At 57.1% G+C, this 19087-nt stretch carries 20 protein-coding genes; 8 read left to right on the top strand and 12 right to left on the bottom strand.

Annotation, left to right across the window (positions count from 1 at the left end):
• Positions 1-44 precede the first annotated feature (44 nt).
• Complete coding sequence (locus tag LGL98_RS15055) at positions 45-164, bottom strand: hypothetical protein (protein WP_168435432.1); 120 nt, start codon at positions 162-164, stop codon at positions 45-47.
• A 67-nt stretch (positions 165-231) separates the two neighbouring features.
• Between LGL98_RS15055 and LGL98_RS15050 the strand changes: the two genes are divergently transcribed.
• A complete protein-coding gene (locus LGL98_RS15050) occupies positions 232-543 on the top strand; it encodes a hypothetical protein (RefSeq protein WP_136035004.1) in 312 nt (103 codons plus the stop codon).
• A gap of 121 nt (positions 544-664) precedes the next feature.
• On the opposite strand, the gene LGL98_RS15045 is transcribed toward LGL98_RS15050, so the two are convergent.
• Positions 665-1147 (bottom strand): glutathione peroxidase, encoded by a 483-nt coding sequence (locus LGL98_RS15045; protein ID WP_136035002.1) that lies wholly within the window; start codon positions 1145-1147, stop codon positions 665-667.
• 159 nt (positions 1148-1306) lie between these two features.
• Here LGL98_RS15045 and LGL98_RS15040 point away from each other — a divergent pair, with 159 nt between their 5' ends.
• The gene (locus LGL98_RS15040) at positions 1307-1870 is read left to right on the top strand and encodes a hypothetical protein (protein WP_136035001.1); all 564 of its coding nucleotides are present in this window, start codon (positions 1307-1309) and stop codon (positions 1868-1870) included.
• 45 nt (positions 1871-1915) lie between these two features.
• Here the strand turns inward: LGL98_RS15040 and LGL98_RS15035 are convergent, their stop codons facing one another.
• Positions 1916-3199 (bottom strand): YeaH/YhbH family protein, encoded by a 1284-nt coding sequence (locus LGL98_RS15035; protein ID WP_136034999.1) that lies wholly within the window; start codon positions 3197-3199, stop codon positions 1916-1918.
• A gap of 85 nt (positions 3200-3284) precedes the next feature.
• Positions 3285-5219, bottom strand: a complete 1935-nt coding sequence (gene yeaG, locus LGL98_RS15030) for a protein kinase YeaG (RefSeq protein ID WP_136034997.1) — start codon at positions 5217-5219, stop codon at positions 3285-3287.
• Positions 5220-5634: 415 nt separating this feature from the next.
• Here yeaG and LGL98_RS15025 point away from each other — a divergent pair, with 415 nt between their 5' ends.
• Both LGL98_RS15025 and LGL98_RS15020 read left to right on the top strand, forming a co-directional pair.
• Positions 5635-6381 carry a MipA/OmpV family protein gene (locus LGL98_RS15025; protein ID WP_004203780.1) on the top strand — a complete coding sequence of 249 codons (747 nt, stop codon included), beginning with the start codon at positions 5635-5637 and terminating at the stop codon, positions 6379-6381.
• 91 nt (positions 6382-6472) lie between these two features.
• Positions 6473-7327 (top strand): aldo/keto reductase, encoded by an 855-nt coding sequence (locus LGL98_RS15020; RefSeq protein WP_136034995.1) that lies wholly within the window; start codon positions 6473-6475, stop codon positions 7325-7327.
• Between the two features lie 60 nt (positions 7328-7387).
• On the opposite strand, the gene LGL98_RS15015 is transcribed toward LGL98_RS15020, so the two are convergent.
• Together LGL98_RS15015 and gapA are read right to left on the bottom strand one after the other, a co-directional pair.
• On the bottom strand, positions 7388-8272 hold the full coding sequence (locus tag LGL98_RS15015; RefSeq protein ID WP_136034993.1) for a D-hexose-6-phosphate mutarotase: 885 nt from the start codon (positions 8270-8272) through the stop codon (positions 7388-7390).
• Between the two features lie 74 nt (positions 8273-8346).
• The gene (gapA, locus tag LGL98_RS15010; protein WP_004203784.1) at positions 8347-9342 is read right to left on the bottom strand and encodes a glyceraldehyde-3-phosphate dehydrogenase; all 996 of its coding nucleotides are present in this window, start codon (positions 9340-9342) and stop codon (positions 8347-8349) included.
• 338 nt (positions 9343-9680) lie between these two features.
• On the opposite strand from gapA, the gene msrB reads away from it, so the two are divergent.
• Positions 9681-10094 (top strand): peptide-methionine (R)-S-oxide reductase MsrB, encoded by a 414-nt coding sequence (gene msrB / locus LGL98_RS15005; RefSeq protein WP_136034991.1) that lies wholly within the window; start codon positions 9681-9683, stop codon positions 10092-10094.
• A 43-nt stretch (positions 10095-10137) separates the two neighbouring features.
• The gene (locus LGL98_RS15000) at positions 10138-10416 is read left to right on the top strand and encodes a YeaC family protein (RefSeq protein ID WP_136034989.1); all 279 of its coding nucleotides are present in this window, start codon (positions 10138-10140) and stop codon (positions 10414-10416) included.
• A 95-nt stretch (positions 10417-10511) separates the two neighbouring features.
• On the opposite strand, the gene yajD is transcribed toward LGL98_RS15000, so the two are convergent.
• The 5 genes from yajD to sppA all read right to left on the bottom strand — a co-directional run bounded on the left by yajD (position 10512) and on the right by sppA (position 16103).
• Positions 10512-10856: an HNH nuclease YajD gene (gene yajD / locus LGL98_RS14995; protein WP_002901254.1), complete on the bottom strand. Its 345-nt coding sequence runs from the start codon at positions 10854-10856 to the stop codon at positions 10512-10514.
• 160 nt (positions 10857-11016) lie between these two features.
• Complete coding sequence (chiD, locus tag LGL98_RS14990) at positions 11017-12270, bottom strand: chitinase ChiD (protein WP_002901255.1); 1254 nt, start codon at positions 12268-12270, stop codon at positions 11017-11019.
• Between the two features lie 170 nt (positions 12271-12440).
• Positions 12441-13082, bottom strand: coding sequence for a bifunctional nicotinamidase/pyrazinamidase (gene pncA / locus LGL98_RS14985; protein ID WP_136034986.1), 642 nt, complete (start codon positions 13080-13082; stop codon positions 12441-12443).
• Positions 13083-13091: 9 nt separating this feature from the next.
• Entirely contained in the window at positions 13092-14111 is a 1020-nt protein-coding gene (gene ansA, locus LGL98_RS14980; protein ID WP_004176535.1) for an asparaginase, read from the bottom strand.
• A gap of 138 nt (positions 14112-14249) precedes the next feature.
• Positions 14250-16103 (bottom strand): signal peptide peptidase SppA, encoded by a 1854-nt coding sequence (gene sppA / locus LGL98_RS14975; protein ID WP_136034985.1) that lies wholly within the window; start codon positions 16101-16103, stop codon positions 14250-14252.
• Positions 16104-16270: 167 nt separating this feature from the next.
• Here sppA and LGL98_RS14970 point away from each other — a divergent pair, with 167 nt between their 5' ends.
• Entirely contained in the window at positions 16271-16822 is a 552-nt protein-coding gene (locus LGL98_RS14970) for an NAD(P)H nitroreductase (RefSeq protein ID WP_136034983.1), read from the top strand.
• A gap of 247 nt (positions 16823-17069) precedes the next feature.
• On the opposite strand, the gene phoC is transcribed toward LGL98_RS14970, so the two are convergent.
• Positions 17070-17816, bottom strand: coding sequence for an acid phosphatase PhoC (phoC, locus tag LGL98_RS14965; protein ID WP_136034981.1), 747 nt, complete (start codon positions 17814-17816; stop codon positions 17070-17072).
• 225 nt (positions 17817-18041) lie between these two features.
• On the opposite strand from phoC, the gene selD reads away from it, so the two are divergent.
• The gene (selD, locus tag LGL98_RS14960) at positions 18042-19085 is read left to right on the top strand and encodes a selenide, water dikinase SelD (protein ID WP_136034979.1); all 1044 of its coding nucleotides are present in this window, start codon (positions 18042-18044) and stop codon (positions 19083-19085) included.
• Positions 19086-19087 lie beyond the last annotated feature (2 nt).

Below are 19087 nucleotides of genomic sequence, written 5' to 3'. Positions count from 1 at the left end.
AAGACTGCCCGAGGCTGACGAGTTGTGATTTTTTTCCGCGCCAGCTAACAGGGATACTCGCCGCGCAAGATTCGGCCCAATGCTGCTGCGCAGTCGAAAATACTGCAGAGTGAGAGGATATCCCCGTCCGGCAAAATAATTTTGTGTTGTTGCCCGCGCTGCATTGTTGCACTCCCCCAGAAATGCCTGTCGATGTTAGGGTGAGACGTTTATCACCACAGGAGAACGCAAATGATTGTCAGGACCTGGCACGGCTGTGTGCCATTGCAACATGCTGAGGGGTTTGCCCGTCACCTTGAGCGGACCGGCGTGGAACACGCTCAGAGCATCGCCGGCAACCGGGGGGCGCTGGTGCGCCAGGAAAACCAGGGCGAATGGGCGCATTTCTTTCTTGCCACCTACTGGCAGGATCTCGCGGCGGTCAAAGCCTTCGCGGGCGAAGACTATCACGTCGCGGTCACCTATCCGGACGACGACGCATTCGCACTCCTCTCCGACCCCTATGTGTTTCAGCATGAAGTCGAGGCCGTGTCGCCGCTGTAGGCTGATGACCGGGCAGGAGGAAGATCGGCCAGCAACAGACGGTTGCTGGCTGCGTGCGATCGACGTCTACCTTGCATGGGCAGCCAGCCGCCGCTGGGTGAACGTGGCATGACGGGAACACTCAGCGCGTGAGGGCAGCAATAATGGCGTCCTCCATTTTCTCCGGCGTCGTGAACGGCGCAAAACGCCTGAGGGGTGTGCCGTCGCGAGCGATGAGGAACTTGGTGAAATTCCACTTGATCCGTCCGCCGAGCACGCCGGGCAACGCTTGTTTCAGATAACGAAACAGCGGGTGTGCGGCGGGGCCGTTGACGTCCACTTTCGCAAACATCGGGAAGCTCACGCCGTAGTTAACGTGACAGGTCTGCTCGATTTCATCCGCACCGCCGGGTTCCTGCTTACCAAACTGGTTGCACGGGAAACCAAGCACTACCAGCCCCTGAGCCGCGTACTTTTGGTAGAGCGCTTCCAGGCCAGCGTATTGCGGTGTGAAGCCACAATGGCTGGCCGTATTCACCACCAGAACCACCTTGCCAGCATAGTCAGCCATGGAGAAGGTCTGGCCGCGCAGGCGGGTAGCCGTCAATTGATAAAAAGGGGTCATAGCAGGCTCCTGAGAGTAGCAACAATTCAACGCAGACGATCGCGCGAATGTTTGAAGCAGATTAGGAAGTTATGATACACAGGGTTAGGGGTTTGTACTCGGAGTGTTAAAAAAATCTCCTGATGTCATAGAGAAAACCGCGAACAGGAACGGCTGAAAATGATGAAATTGGTCTTATCGCTGCTGGTGATGGTAATGCTCGCCGGATGTACCAGCACGCCAAACTTGCCGCCTGGGGATACCATTGTGGCGGTGAAACCCACTGGGTCCGGCATTATCGCCAGCTCAGCGAAATACAGTTACCGTTTTTTCCGTAACGGCATGCCTCAGGAATATCAGCGTTATAAGACATTTTATGAACGCTTTCACCAACAGGCTTCCGGCGTGCGGGTTAACTTTGTCGTGGAACAACATGAGGTGACGGCGGAATATCTGGTGGTGATGGATCAGCGCAAACTGGATGCCGGGCAGCATAGCGAGCTGGTGAATCAGTATCATGCGGTGCAGATTGATAACGATCGCCTCGGGGTGTTGTTTAAAGCGACAGGATTTTGGACTGCATCGGACGCGTCAGATCTGGCCGCCGCCTACCGGTTAGCGCACCCCGTTGTGGTATCAATCAATGATAAGACCAAAACGATTAGCTCGCTTGGCGCCGTTGCCCTGGCCCCGTTGTTTCCGTTTTACATGATGTATGGATGTGCCACCGGGCCTTGTGTCTGAGAAAAACAGCCAGCAAGTCACTCGACTCACTGGCTGAGTATTTAATTAAGCTTCACTTTTAGATGACTGCTTGTGAAACAGTTCGCGGAATACCGGGTAGATATCCTCCTGGTCGCGAATATGCTGCATGGCGAAATTTTCAAAGGTCGCCTGCAGATGTTCATACTCGCGCCACAGGGTTTGATGCGCCCGGCGGGTAATTTCGATGTAGCTGTAATAACGCACCACCGGCAGGATTTTCTTCGCCAGCAGTTCGTGGCACAGCGGGGAATCATCGGCCCAGTTGTCGCCATCCGACGCCTGGGCGGCGTAGATGTTCCACTGCGCCGGGTCATAACGCGCCTGCACCACTTCATCCATCAGCTTCAGGGCGCTGGAGACGATGGTGCCGCCGGTTTCCTGAGAATAGAAGAATTCGTGCTCATCCACCTCTTTGGCCTGGGTATGGTGGCGGATATAGACCACGTCGACGTTTTTATAAGTCCGGCTGAGGAACAGATACAGCAGGATATAAAAACGCTTGGCCATGTCTTTGGTGGCCTGGTCCATCGAGCCTGAGACGTCCATCAGACAGAACATCACCGCCTGGCTGGAAGGCTCCGGCCGTTTTTCGTAATTTTTGTAGCGTAAGTCAAAGGTGTCGATAAACGGCACCCGTTCAATTTTGGCGCGCAGCTCGGCAATCTCTTTGCGCAGGCGCTCCTCCTCCAGCAGCTGCACCGGTTCGCTGCGGCTGATGGCTTCCAGATCCTCCTCCAGGGCGCGCAGTTCACGACGCTTGCCAGCAGTCATCGCCGTACGGCGGGCCAGCGAGTTCTGCAGCGAACGCACCACGCTGATGTTGGCTGGCACCCCATTCGAGGTAAAGCCAGCGCGATGAGTTTTAAACTCGTTCAGCTGCCGGTGCTGATTCTTCTTCAGGTTCGGCAGGGCGAGATCTTCAAATAACAGATCCAGGTACTCATCTTTCGAAATCTGGAAGACAAACTCATCCTTTCCTTCACCATCGGCGCTGGCTTGCCCCTGACCACCGCCACCGCCGCCGCCACCGCCCTGCGGGCGCTCAATGCGGTCGTTTTGCACAAAATGGTCGTTGCCCGGGTGGACGCGGTTGCGCAGGCCACCGCGACCCTGATGAAACATCGGCTCGTTAATATCGTCCGTCGGGATCGAGACGGATTCTCCGCTCTCAATATCGGTCACCGAGCGCTTGTTGATGGCCTCGGAGATCGACTGTTTGATCTGCGCCTTATAACGGCGCAAAAAGCGCTGACGGTTGACGGCGCTTTTGTTTTTCCCGTTCAGGCGTCGGTCTATGAACCAGGTCATATGCCCTCCTGTACTGCATTAGCCAACTTTACTTATCATCATTCAACTGCAGTTGACCCGGCGGCGTGCCGCCGGGCTTGGCGCATCAGGACGATTTACGAACCCGCAGGTACCACTCGCACAGCAGGCGAACCTGTTTGCGGGTGTAGCCTTTCTCCATCATGCGGTCGACAAAGTCGTCGTGTTTTTTCTGCTCATCGGTTGATGTTTTGGCATTAAACGAAATGACCGGCAACAGCTCCTCGGTATTAGAGAACATTTTCTTCTCGATAACCGTGCGCAGTTTCTCGTAGCTGGTCCAGTTCGGATTACGTCCGCTGTTGTTGGCTCTGGCGCGCAGCACAAAGTTGACGATTTCGTTACGGAAGTCTTTCGGGTTGCTGATCCCGGCCGGCTTCTCAATTTTCTCCAGCTCCGCATTCAACGACTCACGGTCAAACAGCTGCCCGGTATCCGGATCGCGATACTCCTGATCCTGGATCCAGAAGTCGGCGTAGGTGACATAGCGATCGAAAATGTTCTGCCCGTACTCGGAGTAGGATTCCAGGTAAGCGGTCTGGATCTCTTTGCCGATAAACTCGGCGTATTTCGGGATCAGATAGCCTTTGAGGAACTCCAGGTAGCGCTCGGCGTTCTCCTGTGGGAACTGTTCACGCTCAATCTGCTGCTCCAGGACATAGAACAGATGCACCGGGTTGGCGGCCACCTCGACATGGTCGAAGTTAAACACCCGAGACAGGATCTTAAAGGCAAAGCGGGTGGAAAGCCCGTTCATCCCTTCATCCACCCCGGCGTAATCGCGATACTCCTGATAGGATTTCGCTTTCGGGTCGGTATCTTTCAGGCTTTCGCCATCATAGACCCGCATCTTCGAGTAGATGCTCGAGTTTTCCGGCTCTTTGAGACGCGACAGAATCGAAAAGCGCGCCAGCGTTTCCAGGGTGCCTGGGGCGCAGGGCGCATGGGTCAGCTCACTGTTGTTGAGCAGTTTTTCATAGATGCGGATCTCTTCGGAGATACGCAGGCAATAAGGCACCTTGACGATATAGACGCGGTCGAGGAAGGCCTCATTGTTCTTGTTATTACGGAAGGTCACCCATTCCGATTCGTTGGAGTGGGCCAGGATGATCCCATTAAACGGCAGGGCGGAGATCCCTTCGGTGCCGTTATAGTTCCCTTCCTGGGTGGCGGTCAGCAGCGGATGCAGCACCTTAATCGGCGCTTTAAACATCTCGACGAACTCCATAATCCCCTGGTTGGCGCGGCACAATGCACCGGAGTAGCCGTAGGCGTCCGGGTCGTTCTGCGCATAATGTTCCAGCTTACGGATATCCACTTTACCGACCAGCGCCGAAATATCCTGGTTGTTTTCATCACCGGGTTCGGTTTTGGCGATGGCGACCTGCTCGAGAATCGATGGCCAGACTTTGACCACGCGGAATTTAGTGATATCACCGCCAAACTCGTGCAGGCGCTTGGCCGCCCACGGCGACATAATGGTGCCGAGATAGCGGGTTGGGATGCCATACTCTTTCTGGAGGATCTGGGCATCCTCCTGCGGATTAAACAGGCACAGCGGGTGATCGTTGACCGGGCTGCGCTCGCCGTTGGCGCTCAGCACATAAATTGGCACGCGCTGCATCAGCGCTTTCAGCCGTTCAGCCAGCGACGATTTACCACCGCCCACCGGCCCCAGCAGATAGAGGATCTGTTTCTTCTCTTCCAGCCCCTGGGCGGCATGCTTGAGGTAGGAAACGATCTGCTCAATGGCGTCTTCCATACCGTAAAACTCTTCAAACGCCGGATAACGTGCGATAACCCGGTTTGAAAAGAGACGGGATAGCCGCGGCTCGAGAGCCGTATCAACCATGACGGGTTCACCAATGGCCATCAACAGACGTTCTGCCGCATTGGCATAGGCACTGCGATCTTGCCGGCAGATGGTAAGAAACTCCTGCAGTGTGAACTCTTCGTCCTTGGCAGCTTCATAGCGCTGGCGATAGTGATCGAATATATTCATGGCATGCCGTCCTTTCGTTTTTTAGCACAGGTTGAGAGCCGTTCATATGAATAGTGGGGGCCCCCGGAAGACATAAGCTGAACATCGCTCTCCCGGTATCCAGCAACCCTTATGCCAGGTTGCGGGGCGGTAGCGTGAATGTGCCCTGCAATTACACCTTCTAAATTTAAGCGTAGATGCATTTAGAAATCTTGCATGACGCAGAAAATCAATTTCAATGACATATCAATAACTCATCCTGAACATGACGCTTTTTGATTCGCCAGGACGCGAAGCTGTCACCGGGTTGTCACCTAATGGTAAGAGAAGGGTGGGAAAGTGAACGATTTGTGTCATGTCGGGTAAAGAATTTGAGGCATGAGACCTACGACGGTAAACTGCACGGGCTGATTATTTGACAACGGGAATATGGATTGTGACTAAAATCAAACTTCTGGCACTCGGCGTGCTGATTGCGACGTCCGCCAGCGCGGCGCATGCCGACGGGAAGTTCACTCTTGGGGCTGGCGTAGGCATCGTTGAGCATCCGTATAAGCAATATGATGCGGATGTCTATCCGGTGCCGGTCATTAGTTATGAGAGCGATAACTTCTGGTTCCACGGGCTGGGCGGGGGGTACTACCTGTGGAATGACACCAACGATAAACTGTCGATTACCGCCTACTGGTCACCGATGTACTTCAAGCCGGGCGACAGCGACAGTGAACAAATGCGTCGTCTGGATAAACGTAAATCGACGGTGATGGCCGGTCTTTCTTATGTCCACAACACGCCCTATGGCTTCTTGCGTACGACGATTGCCGGCGATACGCTGGATAACAGCAACGGTATCAACTGGGATCTCGCCTGGCTGTACCGTTACACCAACGGTAACCTGACGCTGACGCCGGGTATTGGCGTGGAGTGGAACAGCGACAATCAGAACGAATACTACTATGGTGTCTCCCAGCATGAGTCTCGTCGCAGCGGTATGCGCAGCTATGACCCGGACAGCAGTTGGAACCCGTATCTGGAGCTGTCGGCTAACTATCGCTTCCTTGGCGACTGGAGCGTTTACGGTATCGCGCGCTACACCCGTCTATCGGATGAAATTACCGACAGCCCGATGGTGGACAAATCCTGGAGCGGCCTGATCTCCACCGGGATTACCTACACCTTCTGATTGTGCATTATCACAGTGCACTTCATGCATCAAAACAGGGCCTTGTGCCCTGTTTTGCTTTATGGTGGTGCAGAAAGCTAAGGAGGAGGAGATGGTGACAAAAACAGTACGCTTTGGCGAGCAGGCGGCGGTTCCGGCCATCGGGCTGGGCACGTGGTATATGGGCGAAAATGCGGCGCAGCGTCAGCAGGAAGTGGCTGCACTGCGTGCGGGCATCGACCATGGACTGAGCGTGATCGATACGGCGGAAATGTACGCTGACGGCGGGGCGGAGGAAGTGGTGGGCCAGGCGATCCGCGGCCTGCGCGACCGGGTGGTGCTGGTCTCCAAAGTCTATCCCTGGCATGCCGGCGGAGCGGCGATGCGTCACGCCTGTGAAAACAGCCTGCGCCGGCTGCAGACCGACTATCTCGATATGTATCTTCTGCACTGGCGGGGTGATATCCCGCTGCAGGAGACGGTTGAGGCGATGGAGAAGCTGGTGGCCGAGGGCAAGATCCGCTGCTGGGGCGTCTCTAACCTGGACACCGACGATATGCAGGCGCTGTGGCGGACGGCGGGTGGCGAGCATTGCGCAACCAACCAGGTGCTCTATCATCTCGCATCGCGGGGCATTGAATACGATCTCCTGCCCTGGTGCCAGCAGCACAGTCTGCCGATGATGGCCTACTGCCCGCTGGCGCAGGCGGGGCGCTTACGCAATGGACTTTTTCAGCATACCGATATCATTAATATGGCTAACGCGCGGGGGGTGACGGTGGCGCAGCTGCTGCTGGCCTGGGTGATTCGTCATCCGGAAGTGCTGGCGATCCCGAAAGCGGCCAGTATTGAGCATGTGGTGCAGAATGCCGCTGCGCTCGATATCGTCCTCAGTGCGGAAGAGCTCGCGCAGCTGGATCGCCTCTATCCGCCGCCGCAGCGAAAAACCCGGCTGGATATGGTTTAACCCACAGCGCATCCCGGTAGAGAAGAGAAAAAGCCCCGTGATAAACGGGGCTTTTTGCGGTTAGCGTGTTTTCACGCTGATGGTCTGCGCCAGGCGAGAAGGGGTCTCTTCGCTGGCTTTCTGCGGCTGGGTTACGCAGCAGGTTTCGACGCAAACGAAGGTTTTGTAACCATCGTCCGGCATGTCGCCCATGCTGACGGACAGCGCCGGGCCCGGGTTCCAGGCCACCACGTTGTGCTGATGATGATGCACCACGTCGATAGTGCGGTTAAGCGCATCGTCATGGATTACGCTGCAGCTGTCGGCGTTGAGATAGACGCGATCGGTGCGGTCCGGGAAGGTCTGCACGCCGTTGCTCAGGACGCCTTCTTCGGCATTGTTCACTTTATCGATATAGCGCTCGCCAAGACCGCTCACTTTCACCGCCGCGATATCGCCGACGTTGAAGTAGGTATGCAGGGCAGAGGTGGTTTCGAATTCACCGTGGGCTTCCAGCTCGATTTCGCAGGTCTTGCCCAGCTTAAAGCGGGCATAGAGGGTGAACTCGTGCGGCCAGAGCTTGATGGTTTCGGCGCTGTGCTGGAGCGCAAAGGTCAACATCACGCCGCTGTCGTCTTCGTCATGGCCTTCCAGGGTCCACGGCAGATTGCGGGCAAAACCGTGCGACGGCAGACCCTGCTGCGCCGATGGGCCAAACCAGGGCCAGCAGATCGGCACGCCGCCGCGCAGGGCGACGCCCTGTTTAAACGGGGTGTTGTTGCTCAGCCACAGGACGTCTTCTTCACCGGCGGGTTTCCAGGAGAGCAGGTGCGCCCCCTGCAGCGCTACAGAGGCTTTCACCTGCGGATGGTCGATAACAATCAGCTCCAGGTCGTCAAGCTGGCGACGGGAGATAACGGGCGAAATAGTTTCATTCACCGGGAGAGCAAAAATCTTATTTATCATTGTGCAATCCTATCTCTGCAGACAAAAAAAAGAGCGACCGAAGTCGCTCTTACAGATTACTGGTTCATCTCAACTTATTTGGAGATGTGAGCAATCAGATCCAGAACTTTGTTGGAGTAGCCGGTTTCGTTGTCGTACCAGGAAACCAGTTTCACGAAGTTGTCGTTCAGTGCGATACCTGCTTTAGCATCGAACACGGAAGTGCAAACTTCGCCGTTGAAGTCGGTGGAAACAACGTCGTCTTCGGTGTAACCCAGAACACCTTTCATAGCGCCTTCAGAAGCGGCTTTGATGGCTTTCTTGATTTCTTCGTAGGACGCTGCTTTTTCCAGACGAACGGTCAGGTCAACAACGGATACGTTCGGAGTCGGAACGCGGAACGCCATACCGGTCAGTTTGCCGTTCAGTTCTGGCAGTACTTTACCTACTGCTTTAGCAGCACCGGTAGAGGACGGGATGATGTTCTGAGCTGCGCCGCGGCCGCCGCGCCAGTCTTTGTGAGACGGGCCATCAACGGTTTTCTGGGTAGCGGTGGTAGCGTGGACGGTGGTCATCAGGCCTTCAACGATACCGAAGTTGTCGTTGATAACTTTAGCCAGCGGTGCCAGGCAGTTGGTGGTGCAGGATGCGTTGGAAACGATGTCCTGGCCAGCATAAGTGTCGAAGTTAGCACCGCGAACGAACATCGGAGTGTTGTCTTTGGACGGGCCAGTCAGAACGACTTTTTTCGCGCCAGCGGTGATGTGTTTACGAGCGGTTTCGTCGGTCAGGAAGATACCGGTTGCTTCAGCAACAACGTCAACACCAACTTCGTCCCACTTCAGGTTAGCCGGGTCACGTTCAGCGGTAACACGGATTTTTTTACCGTTAACGACCAGATGACCGTCTTTCACTTCAACGGTGCCGTCGAAACGACCGTGAGTGGAGTCATACTTCAGCATGTAAGCCATGTACTCTGCGTCTAACAGGTCGTTGATTGCAACGATCTCGATGTCAGAACGTTTCTGAGCAGCACGGAAAACAATGCGACCGATACGGCCAAAACCGTTGATACCTACTTTGATAGTCATATATTCCACCAGCTATTTGTTAGTGAATAAAAGGTTGCCTGTAAAATTACAAAAACCTTACGCAGCGTCAAGCGGAATCGTGTCAATCATTGCGACAAATCAATCCTGAGCAGACCTTTGCGCGATTGATTTGCCTCACTCTCCCTTTGAGCCCAATTCCATATGGGGACTGCGCGCGGAATTTTAAAGGGCATTTAAGATAAAAATGTGATTTAAGTCACAATTATCTGGCTGCCTGCGGGCACCGGATAAGTTTAGAACAAAAGTGTACGCTTCATTGTTAATGTTTTGTTAGAATTGCAGCGAAAGTAGTCCATTGCAAAGTGAGATGTAAGCCTATGGCGAATAAACCCACCCCGGAAGAGCTGAAAAACGGCTTGAGCGAAATGCAGTTTTACGTGACGCAGCATCATGGCACCGAACCGCCTTTCACCGGACGACTGCTGCACAACAAGAAAAATGGCGTGTATCACTGCCTGGTATGCGATGCCCCGCTGTTTAACTCCCAAACCAAATACGACTCTGGTTGCGGCTGGCCAAGCTTCTACGAGCCGGTAAGCGATGAGGCCATTCGCTATCTGACCGACAACTCGCACGGCATGCAGCGCATCGAGATCCGTTGCGGAAATTGTGACGCCCATCTCGGCCACGTGTTTCCGGATGGTCCGCAGCCGACCGGCGAGCGCTATTGTGTCAATTCGGCGTCGCTAAGCTTCACTGATGAACAGAATGGCGAGCAGATTAAGGGTTGAAGAAACGATTCAGCAAATTATTCCAGGCGGAGGTGAGCGGAAGATGAATATTGAGCAAATTATCGACAGTATGACGCCGGAAGTGTATCAGCGTCTGGCGACGGCGGTAGAGCTGGGAAAATGGCCGGATGGTGTGGCGCTGACGCCGGAGCAGAAGGAAAATAGCCTGCAGCTGGTGATGCTCTGGCAGGCCCGATATAACACCGACGCCCAGCATATGACCATCGACACCCGCGGGCAGATGGTGATGAAGAGCAAACAGCAGCTGAAAGAAGATCTTGGCATCGTGCCGAAGCCAATCGCCACCGTTAAGCTGCAATAAACTGCTCGCTGGCCTGGAGCGGTTCCGGCGTTGGGTGATCCCACGCCGGACGGCGTCAGGCTGAACGACCGCACGCAGCGGTCAGAAAGACCTGCTTACTTTTTGTTCATCATCGCTTTCAGATCGGCAAACGGGTTGTAGGTGGCCTCGCCGACGCTCTTTTGCGCATCTTCGCCCGCCACCACCGTGGAGCCATACTGATCCGCTTCAGTGTACTTGGAATGTTCGTGATCGTGACAGTACAGGCACAACATCTCCCAGTTACTGCCATCTTCCGGGTTATTGGAGTGGTCGTGATCGATGTGATGCACCGTCAGCTCGCGTAGATTGGAGTAGACAAACTCCCGTGAGCAGCGTCCGCACACCCAGGGAAAAAGCTTGAGCGCCTTTTCGCGGTAACCCACTTCCAGACGTGCGTAATTTTTGGGGATATAGGCCATGGCCCCCTGCCTCCTGTCAAACGGTTAAGCTGCGCCAGCCCCTGGCGCAGCGGATAACAGGCATCATAACCTATCCCGGGCGGCGCGATATACCTGCATTGCAGGTGATGCTGCCTGCGTCACGCCGCCCGGCGCCGACAATGCGGCGGAACAGCCATGATTAGTGTTTGATCCCCAGGGATTCCGCCAGCTGGCGGGCCAGCTGGTTCTGGTCATCGGCGCCATATTCCCAGAACATCGCCCCGGCGAGGCCCTTCGCCTTGATATAGTCCGCCTTAATGGCTACCGAGCGCGGGTTCTCATAGGAGAGGGCGAACAGCGGCTTGCCCTCCGCGGACTGCACCGACAGCCACGGGACTTTCGCCTCATCGTCCCAGTGCTCGGTAAAGCGTTTCTGCGGATCGTTGAGCAGTTTGCCCACGATATCATTGTATTTCACGTAGGTGTCTTTGCTCAGGTCATAGCCCAGCGAGGCAAACAGCGCGATCTGTTGTGGCCCAAAATAGGGCTGGGTGACCGGATTGTTTTGCGCATCCGCTTTCGTCCAGTCAATCCCCGGCTCGACCGCCCGTTTCGGTACCCGGCCATAAAAACCAATCCCGAGGTTCATCTGGCTGGGTTTAAGCCCGGCGGCCAGGTAATTGTTGACCACAAAATCGGCGCTGTATTTATCCGCCGCAGCGACCGTTGGCCAGTGGCTGGAGTCATACAGGTTCGAGTTGAAGTACTGTGTGCCGTAGGCCATGTCGTAGGTCATCAGGTTGATGTAGTTCAGCACCGGGGCCACCGCTTTGACGTCCACCCAGCTTTTCGGGCTCTCGGCATTGGCGCCCACGGCGATAGTCACCAGCTTTTGCTCACCGACTGCCTCGCGCAGCGATTTCAGCAGGGCAGTGAAGTTGTCGCGGTCAGCCGGCTGGCTGGCCACCAGTCCCCAGGCGCCGTTGACCGGAAACTCCCAGTCGAGGTCAATGCCGTCCAGACCATATTGCTGGATGATTTTCTGCGCGGAACGAATAAAGACGGCGCGACTTTCTGCGGTCGCCGCCGCGCCGGAGAAACCACGCGCGCCCCAGCCGCCGACCGACAGCAGGACTTTGAGGTCCGGATTCTGTTTACGCAGGGCGGGGAGCTTTTGCAGATCCGCCTGCACCTTCGGCGACAGCCAGATCTCGTGCAGATGAGCAGGATCCTTCAGGGCCGCATTGGTCTCGTCTTTTTCATCGTTATAGATAAGGCCAAACGAGTAGTTGAGATGGGTGATCTGCCGGACGTCCAGCTTATCGATATCACCGCCCGGCCCGGCAGTGACGTCGCCGCCGCCGTTGAAATAGCCGACGGACATCAGCGGTTGGGCAGAGAGCGCAGAAGCGCAAAGCAAGGGCAAGGCTGCCAACAAGGGCAAACGTTTCATAGTGGTTCCTCTTTGACATAAAAAAATAACCACGCCACGGAAATGGCGTGGCGAAAAAACAGCCTTGCCAGACTAGCAGCAATAACCTGTTGAAACTGCGAGAGAGTTCAATTTATGGACGATAACGCGGCGGCAGAAGAGGACCCGGCGCGGACGCGCCGGGGGAGGGATCAGGCGTGGGTTTCCCGCCAGTCATCAAGGGTATAGAGCGTGGCGCCCGCGGCGGCCATCTCCATAAATGCCTGACTGCTGTCCTGCGGCTGCAGATTCACCCCGCGGCAGCCGTCGGTAATGACGTTGACCGCGTAGCCCAGCGCCAGGGCATCCAGCACGGTGAACTTGACGCAGTAATCGGTGGCGAGGCCGAGCACGGTCAGCTCCACGACCCCCTGACCACGCAGCCAGCCGTCCAGTTCGGTTTTCTGACGGTGACCGTTGTCAAAGAAAGCGCTGTAGCTGTCGATGACCCGGTTTTGCCCTTTGTGAAACACGGCGGCGATCGCCTGCTGCTTGAGCAGCGGATGCAGCGCCGCACCTTCGCTGTGTTGCACGCAGTGATCTGGCCAGAAGGTCTGCGCCAGGCCGTCGAGTTCGCCCTGGGTGTAGGGTTCTACCTGGTGCTGGCTGGCAAAACTGCCGTGATCCGCTGGGTGCCAGTCCTGGCTGGCGACGATGGGTTCGCCGCGCGCCAGGCTCCAGTCGATAAGCGCATTGGCTACGTCGACGGTGCTGTCACCTTCAGGAACCGCCAGCGCGCCGCCGGCGCAAAAGTCGTTCTGCAAATCAACCAGTAACAGCGCTCGCTGTGCCATACGTCCTCCTTACGCTTCGTCGGGGGTGAGTTCGCCACGCAGATTTTGCTGCATTGCCGCGCGAATGGCGTCAACGTCCAGCTGCTGGCTAAGCAGATAGTGTAGCTTGGTCAGCGTCGCTTCCACCGTCATATCGAAACCACTGATGACCCCCGCCTGGGCGAGGGCGTTGCCGGTGGCATAGCCGCCCATGTTCACCTTCCCGGACATGCACTGCGTCAGATTGACCACTACAATGCCGCGCTGGCTGGCTTCCGCCAGTACCTGAATAAACTCGCCATTCTGCGGGGCATTGCCGACGCCATAGGAGCGGAGGATCAGGGCTTTCACCGGCTGGCGCAGGAAATTACGCACCACGTCGGCGGAGATGCCCGGGTAAATCGTCACTACGCCAATTGGCTGCGGGGTAATAGGGTGCACGATAAGCTCCCCGCTGCCCTGCGGCGCCGGCGGGGTACCGAGACGACGGATATGGATCCCGGCCTCCAGCAGCGGCGCGAGGTTTGGCGAGGCGAAAGCGTCGAAGCCGTCGGCGTGGGCTTTGGTGGTGCGGTTGCCGCGGAATAGTCGATTGTTGAAGAACAGCGCGACTTCGTTAATCGGGTAGTTGGCGGCGACGTACAGGGCGTTGAGCAGGTTAATCTGACCATCAGAACGCAGCTCGGCCAGCGGAATTTGTGACCCTGTCACAATCACCGGTTTGCCGAGATTTTCCAGCATGAACGACAGCGCCGAGGCGGTAAACGCCATGGTGTCGGTACCATGGAGGATCACAAAGCCATCATACTCCTCGTAATGGCTGCGGATATCGTCGGCGATGTGCTGCCAGTCCTCGGGGGTCATATCGGAGGAATCCATCAGCGGATGGTATTCGTGGATCGTGAAGTCCGGCATCTCCGGACGATGGAACTCAGGCATCAGCGCCAGCTGACGCTGCAGATGGCCGGAAACGGGTACATAGCCGTGTTCAGAGCGCTGCATACCGATGGTCCCACCGGTGTAGGCAACGTAAATCGATTTTTTTTGCATAGCATCGCTTAGGTTGGTCGTAGACAGGCGCAGTATAAAGAGACGCAGGAAAAAATACAGCGTCGGTCGCTTGCTTTGTGGCGGTGCTGGCAGGAGAGGGAAAAAGGCGGCCCCGGGGGACGGGGCCGCCACTGCGTATTAACGAATATTGGCGCAGGTCAGGCAGAAGGCATAGCGGTTCTGCGGGTCGTTGAACGCCGCCAGCTTATCGCTCTCCGCTTTCACCGTCTCGGCCGCCGCGGCAACCGGCGCAGGCAGCCAGGCCTGAATAGCCGCCGGCAGCGAGGCGCGTACCGAGCCGGTCAGGCTGTCCAGCACCATCGAGAAGAAGGTCGGCTCTTCCTGATAGTAGTTGAGGTGCCAGGTTTTCAGCTTCGCCAGCTCGGCGGCTTTGGCCACCGCGTCGTCGAAATCGCCGAGGCTGTCGACCAGGCCGTTGGCTTTGGCATCTTCCCCGGTCCAGACGTGGCCCTGGGCGATCTGGTCGATTTTCTCCGGCGTGCTCTTACGGGCGTTGGCCACCAGGGTGATAAAGCGCTGATAGCCGTTCTCTATGCTCAACTGCATCAGCTGCTGTACTTCCGGCGGCAGCGCTTTGGTGCTGGAGACATCGGCCAGCGGCGACGTGGCGACGCCGTCGGTGTGGACGCCAATCGACCCGAGGGTATTTTCCACGGTATTGATCACCCCAAAGATACCGATGGATCCGGTGAGGGTGCTTGGGTTCGCCACGATGTAATCCGCCGGGGTGGAGATCCAGTAACCGCCGGACGCCGCCATGCCGCCCATCGAGACCACTACCGGTTTACCGGCGGCTTTGGCTGCCGCCAGCTCTTCACGGATAATTTCTGAGGCGGTCACGCTGCCGCCCGGGCTGTTCACGCGCAGAACGATGGCCTTAATTTTCGGGTCGAGGCGCGCATCGCGAATTTGCGCGGCGGTGGTGTCGCCGCCGACGTTCCCCGGGGTCTCCTCACCGTCCATGATGGCGCCATTGGCAAAGATGACCGCGATGGCGGAACCCTGGTCAGACGGCGTCTTCACGTTGTAGTCGTAATAGCTGATCGCTCGATAATTGTTATCCGCTTTGCTCCAGCCAAACTGTTTGGTCAGCGCTTTTTCCACTTCCGTGGAGGTCGCCAGCTCATCCACCAGCTTATTGTCCAGCGCATATTTCGCTGTATCGCCGCCCACTTTACGCAGGCCATCGATAATGCCCTGGGCGCCCGGGAAGAGCTGCTGGGCGGTGATCTGGCGGTTGGCGGCAATGGTGTTGAGGTAGTTCTGCCACAGTTCGCCAATCCAGCGGCTGTCCGCTTCGCGGGCAGCAGGGGACATATCATCGCGGATGAATGGCTCGACGGCGGATTTATAGGTGCCGACGCGGAAGACATGGGTGGAGACCTTCAGCTTATCCAGCAGCGATTTGTAGTACAGCCCATTGGTGGCGAAGCCGTGCAGGTCTACCTCGCCCTGCGGCGAGAGCCAGATTTTGTTGGCAAAACTCGCCAGGTAGTACTGTCCCTGGCTGTAGCTGCTGCCGACGGCATAGACCGGTTTGCCGCTGTCGCGGAATTCGCGCAGCGCTTTGCCGATGTACTGCATGGACGGCTGGTCGCCGCCGACGAAGTTTTTCAGATCCAGCACAATACCGGTGATATTGCGGTCATCCTTCGCCTGGCGAATGGTCTGCACGATATCGAACAGAGAGTTCTCCTGCAGACGGTCCGAGCTGGCGCCAAACAGCTGGCGGCCAATCACGCCGAGCTTGCTGCTGGCAGAAGGTTTATCCACCACCACGCCGGTAATATCCAGCAACAGCGCGCCGCGTGCGGCATGTTCGCTGGTGGTGGTGCTGAACTGGCTCCAGATACCGATACACACCAGCACCAGCACCAGGAAGATCGCATTCAGAGCCAGTTTGCGAATAAAGTTGAGTATCCGCCACGTCCATTTAAAAAAGCTGGCAATCAGTCGCCAAAGGGTTCGCATCTCTTCTCCCTAACGTTATCTAAAAAGGGCAGGCCGCGCAGGGGCCGCCGCGTCTGGCTATCCTAAAGAGTGAGCCGTCGGTTGTCAGCAGGAATCACCGACCGCGCTGTAACAAAATCCTTGCGCATGTTAATTTTATGAAAAATGACATCACAGGAGTTATAAAAATGGATGCCCTCGAACTACTGCTTAATCGCCGGAGCGCTTCCCGCCTGGCGGAACCGGCCCCGGCGGGCGAACAGCTGGAAAACATTTTGCGCGCCGGGCTGCGCGCCCCGGATCATGGCACCCTGCAGCCGTGGCGCTTCTTTATTATCGCCGATGACGGCCGCGAGCGCTTCAGCCAACTGCTGGAAAAAGGGGCCAGAGAGGCCGGCCAGGATGAGAAGGGAATAGAGAAAGCCCGCAATGCGCCGTTCCGCGCACCGCTGATCATCACCGTGGTCGCGCGCTGTGAAGACCACCCGAAGGTGCCGCGCTGGGAGCAAGAGATGTCCGCTGGCTGTGCGGTGATGGCGATGCAGATGGCGGCCCTGGCCCAGGGATTCAACGGCATCTGGCGCAGCGGAGCATTGACCGAGAGCCCGGTGGTGCGGGCCGGCTTCGCGTGCCGCGAGCAGGATAAAATCGTCGGCTTCCTCTATCTGGGCACGCCGCAGCTGAAAGCCTCAACCACCATTGCCCTGCCGGATAGCGCGCCGTTTGTGACGCGGTTCTGAGTCGGTGCTTATTATGCCGGGTGGCGGCTGCGCCTGACCCGGCCTACTTATTCGGCTCTGACTGTCTGTAGGCCCGCGCAAGCGCAGCGCCGCCGGGCGATGTCATCAGGCTCGGAGCTGCTTCTATGCCGGGTGGCGGCTTGCGCCTGACCCGGCCTACAACCCCTACCATTCGAATCAATCGCGGTTTTTGTAGCCCGGATAAGGCGCGCCAGGCGCCGGATCCGGGAGTTTAACGGCGATGACGTTACTTCTGCCTTTTCGCGAATTCGTCTTTGGCTTTCTGCAACTGCTGCTGGAAGGCCGGATTGGTGTGCAGCGTAGCGACCACCGCGGAGCCGACGATGCGCGCCGCATCGACATCGCTCTGCCAGTGATAGCCGCAGATCACCCGGCTCTCGCCGAGCTCATAGCCGCGCTTCAATATTTCGTTTTGCCGCTGCGGGTTGATCTCCGCCAGCACCAGGGCGGTGGCCCAGCCGATAGAGGTATGCCCGGACGGGTAGGAGCCGTTTTTCGCCAGCTTGTCCTGTTCTGTGGTGTTGCAGGTGGAGACGCCATAGAACGCAAACGGGCGAATGCGCATGTATTTCTCTTTCGCGCTGCGGGTCGCCAGGTCGCCGGCGTCTTCAATCATATTGGTCAGCAGTTTGTGAAGCTGCGGCGCGTCTTTTTCAGTGATCGGCGAGCCAAAGGCGCTGGAGAAGGCGTTAGCCACGCCGCCCGCGCTGAGGTTGGCATCCTCTGCCGCCAGCTTCCCGCGCTCGGTATTGCGTAGCAGACGTCCCTGCTCATACATCGCCTGATCGTTTAAAAATGCGATACTGCCCACCGCCGGTGGGGGTGGCAACAGCGCCAGGCTGTCGATGGCCTGGGCGTTGGTCAGATAGTAGAGATCGGGCTTGGTGGTGACATCGTTTCCGGGGGGAACCAGCGCAAAGGCGTTAACGGAGAAGAGACTGGCCAGGCAAAGGGCAAGAACACGCTTTTTCATTAGAATTTCCTTACGTCATAATCATTCCAGAGAAGACAGTCCTGTGTTGTCACATTTCTGTCATCTTTAAGTAAAAGTGAAAATGGTGAGGAAAAAATTGCCGTGTCTCGCAAAAACGGCTTTTTGTCTGCTTAATGAGCAACCATACGCGATTTCAGACTGTCGTACTTACCACCCTGGCGTTTGGGCGCTAACATAGCGGGATTGCAATGACAGGAGATGTCCATGAGCGAGCAAGCCATTCGTTTAACGCAATACAGCCACGGAGCCGGTTGTGGTTGTAAGATTTCCCCAAAAGTACTGGAAACTATCCTGCAGAGCGAGCAGGCGAAGTTTGTCGACCCAAACCTGCTTGTCGGCAACGAGACCAGCGATGATGCTGCCGTTTACGATCTTGGCAACGGCACGTCAGTCGTCAGCACCACCGATTTCTTTATGCCGATTGTCGATAATCCGTTCGACTTTGGCCGCATCGCCGCCACCAACGCCATCAGCGATATTTTCGCCATGGGCGGGAAACCGATTATGGCGATTGCCATCCTCGGCTGGCCGATCAACACCCTGGCGCCGGAAATCGCCCGCGACGTGGTGGAGGGTGGGCGCTTTGCCTGCCAGCAGGCCGGGATCGCGCTGGCGGGCGGCCACTCCATTGACGCTCCGGAACCGATCTTCGGTCTGGCGGTCACCGGCGTGGTGCCCACCGAGCGCATCAAGAAAAACAGCACCGCCCAGGCGGGCTGCAAACTGTATCTTACTAAACCGCTGGGGATCGGCGTGCTGACCACCGCGGAGAAAAAATCGCTGCTCAAGCCGGAACATCAGGGATTGGCGACGGAGACCATGTGCCAGATGAACCTCGCCGGCGCCGCGTTTGCCGCCATCGATGGGGTGAAGGCGATGACCGACGTCACCGGCTTTGGCCTGCTCGGTCACCTCAGCGAGGTGTGCCGCGGGGCGGGCGTGCAGGCGCAGTTGCGCTATGCCGATATCCCGAAACTGCCGGGGGTGGAGGACTATATCGCCGCCGGCGCGGTGCCGGGCGGCACCGGGCGCAACTTTGCCAGCTACGGCCATCTGATGGGCGAGATGCCGACAGAGTGGCGGGATCTGCTGTGCGATCCGCAGACTTCTGGCGGCCTGTTGCTGGCGGTGACCCCGGAAGCGGAGGCGGAAGTACAGGCCGCCGCGGCGGAGTTCGGCATTAAGCTGGCCGCCATCGGCGAGCTGGTGACCGCCCGCGGTGGGCGACCCATGATCGAGATCCGTTGATT

Origin of the sequence: Klebsiella africana, from assembly GCF_020526085.1 — a bacterium.
Classification (GTDB): domain Bacteria; phylum Pseudomonadota; class Gammaproteobacteria; order Enterobacterales; family Enterobacteriaceae; genus Klebsiella; species Klebsiella africana.
Note: the sequence above shows the minus strand (reverse complement) of the source record. Positions and strands in the feature narration are given on the sequence as shown.

Coding starts and splice junctions, on each gene's coding strand:
- LGL98_RS15055 (WP_168435432.1), bottom strand. CDS start 164: ATGCAGCGCGGGCAACAACACAAAATTATTTTGCCGGACGGGGATATC.
- yajD (WP_002901254.1), bottom strand. CDS start 10,856: ATGGCCTATATCCCCAAAAATTACGCACGTCTGGAAGTGGGTTACCGC.
- LGL98_RS15045 (WP_136035002.1), bottom strand. CDS start 1,147: ATGACCCCTTTTTATCAATTGACGGCTACCCGCCTGCGCGGCCAGACC.
- gapA (WP_004203784.1), bottom strand. CDS start 9,342: ATGACTATCAAAGTAGGTATCAACGGTTTTGGCCGTATCGGTCGCATT.
- LGL98_RS15020 (WP_136034995.1), top strand. CDS start 6,473: ATGGTGACAAAAACAGTACGCTTTGGCGAGCAGGCGGCGGTTCCGGCC.
- selD (WP_136034979.1), top strand. CDS start 18,042: ATGAGCGAGCAAGCCATTCGTTTAACGCAATACAGCCACGGAGCCGGT.
- phoC (WP_136034981.1), bottom strand. CDS start 17,816: ATGAAAAAGCGTGTTCTTGCCCTTTGCCTGGCCAGTCTCTTCTCCGTT.
- msrB (WP_136034991.1), top strand. CDS start 9,681: ATGGCGAATAAACCCACCCCGGAAGAGCTGAAAAACGGCTTGAGCGAA.
- LGL98_RS15050 (WP_136035004.1), top strand. CDS start 232: ATGATTGTCAGGACCTGGCACGGCTGTGTGCCATTGCAACATGCTGAG.
- pncA (WP_136034986.1), bottom strand. CDS start 13,082: ATGGCACAGCGAGCGCTGTTACTGGTTGATTTGCAGAACGACTTTTGC.
- yeaG (WP_136034997.1), bottom strand. CDS start 5,219: ATGAATATATTCGATCACTATCGCCAGCGCTATGAAGCTGCCAAGGAC.
- LGL98_RS14970 (WP_136034983.1), top strand. CDS start 16,271: ATGGATGCCCTCGAACTACTGCTTAATCGCCGGAGCGCTTCCCGCCTG.
- LGL98_RS15035 (WP_136034999.1), bottom strand. CDS start 3,199: ATGACCTGGTTCATAGACCGACGCCTGAACGGGAAAAACAAAAGCGCC.
- LGL98_RS15015 (WP_136034993.1), bottom strand. CDS start 8,272: ATGATAAATAAGATTTTTGCTCTCCCGGTGAATGAAACTATTTCGCCC.
- ansA (WP_004176535.1), bottom strand. CDS start 14,111: ATGCAAAAAAAATCGATTTACGTTGCCTACACCGGTGGGACCATCGGT.
- chiD (WP_002901255.1), bottom strand. CDS start 12,270: ATGAAACGTTTGCCCTTGTTGGCAGCCTTGCCCTTGCTTTGCGCTTCT.
- sppA (WP_136034985.1), bottom strand. CDS start 16,103: ATGCGAACCCTTTGGCGACTGATTGCCAGCTTTTTTAAATGGACGTGG.
- LGL98_RS15000 (WP_136034989.1), top strand. CDS start 10,138: ATGAATATTGAGCAAATTATCGACAGTATGACGCCGGAAGTGTATCAG.
- LGL98_RS15040 (WP_136035001.1), top strand. CDS start 1,307: ATGATGAAATTGGTCTTATCGCTGCTGGTGATGGTAATGCTCGCCGGA.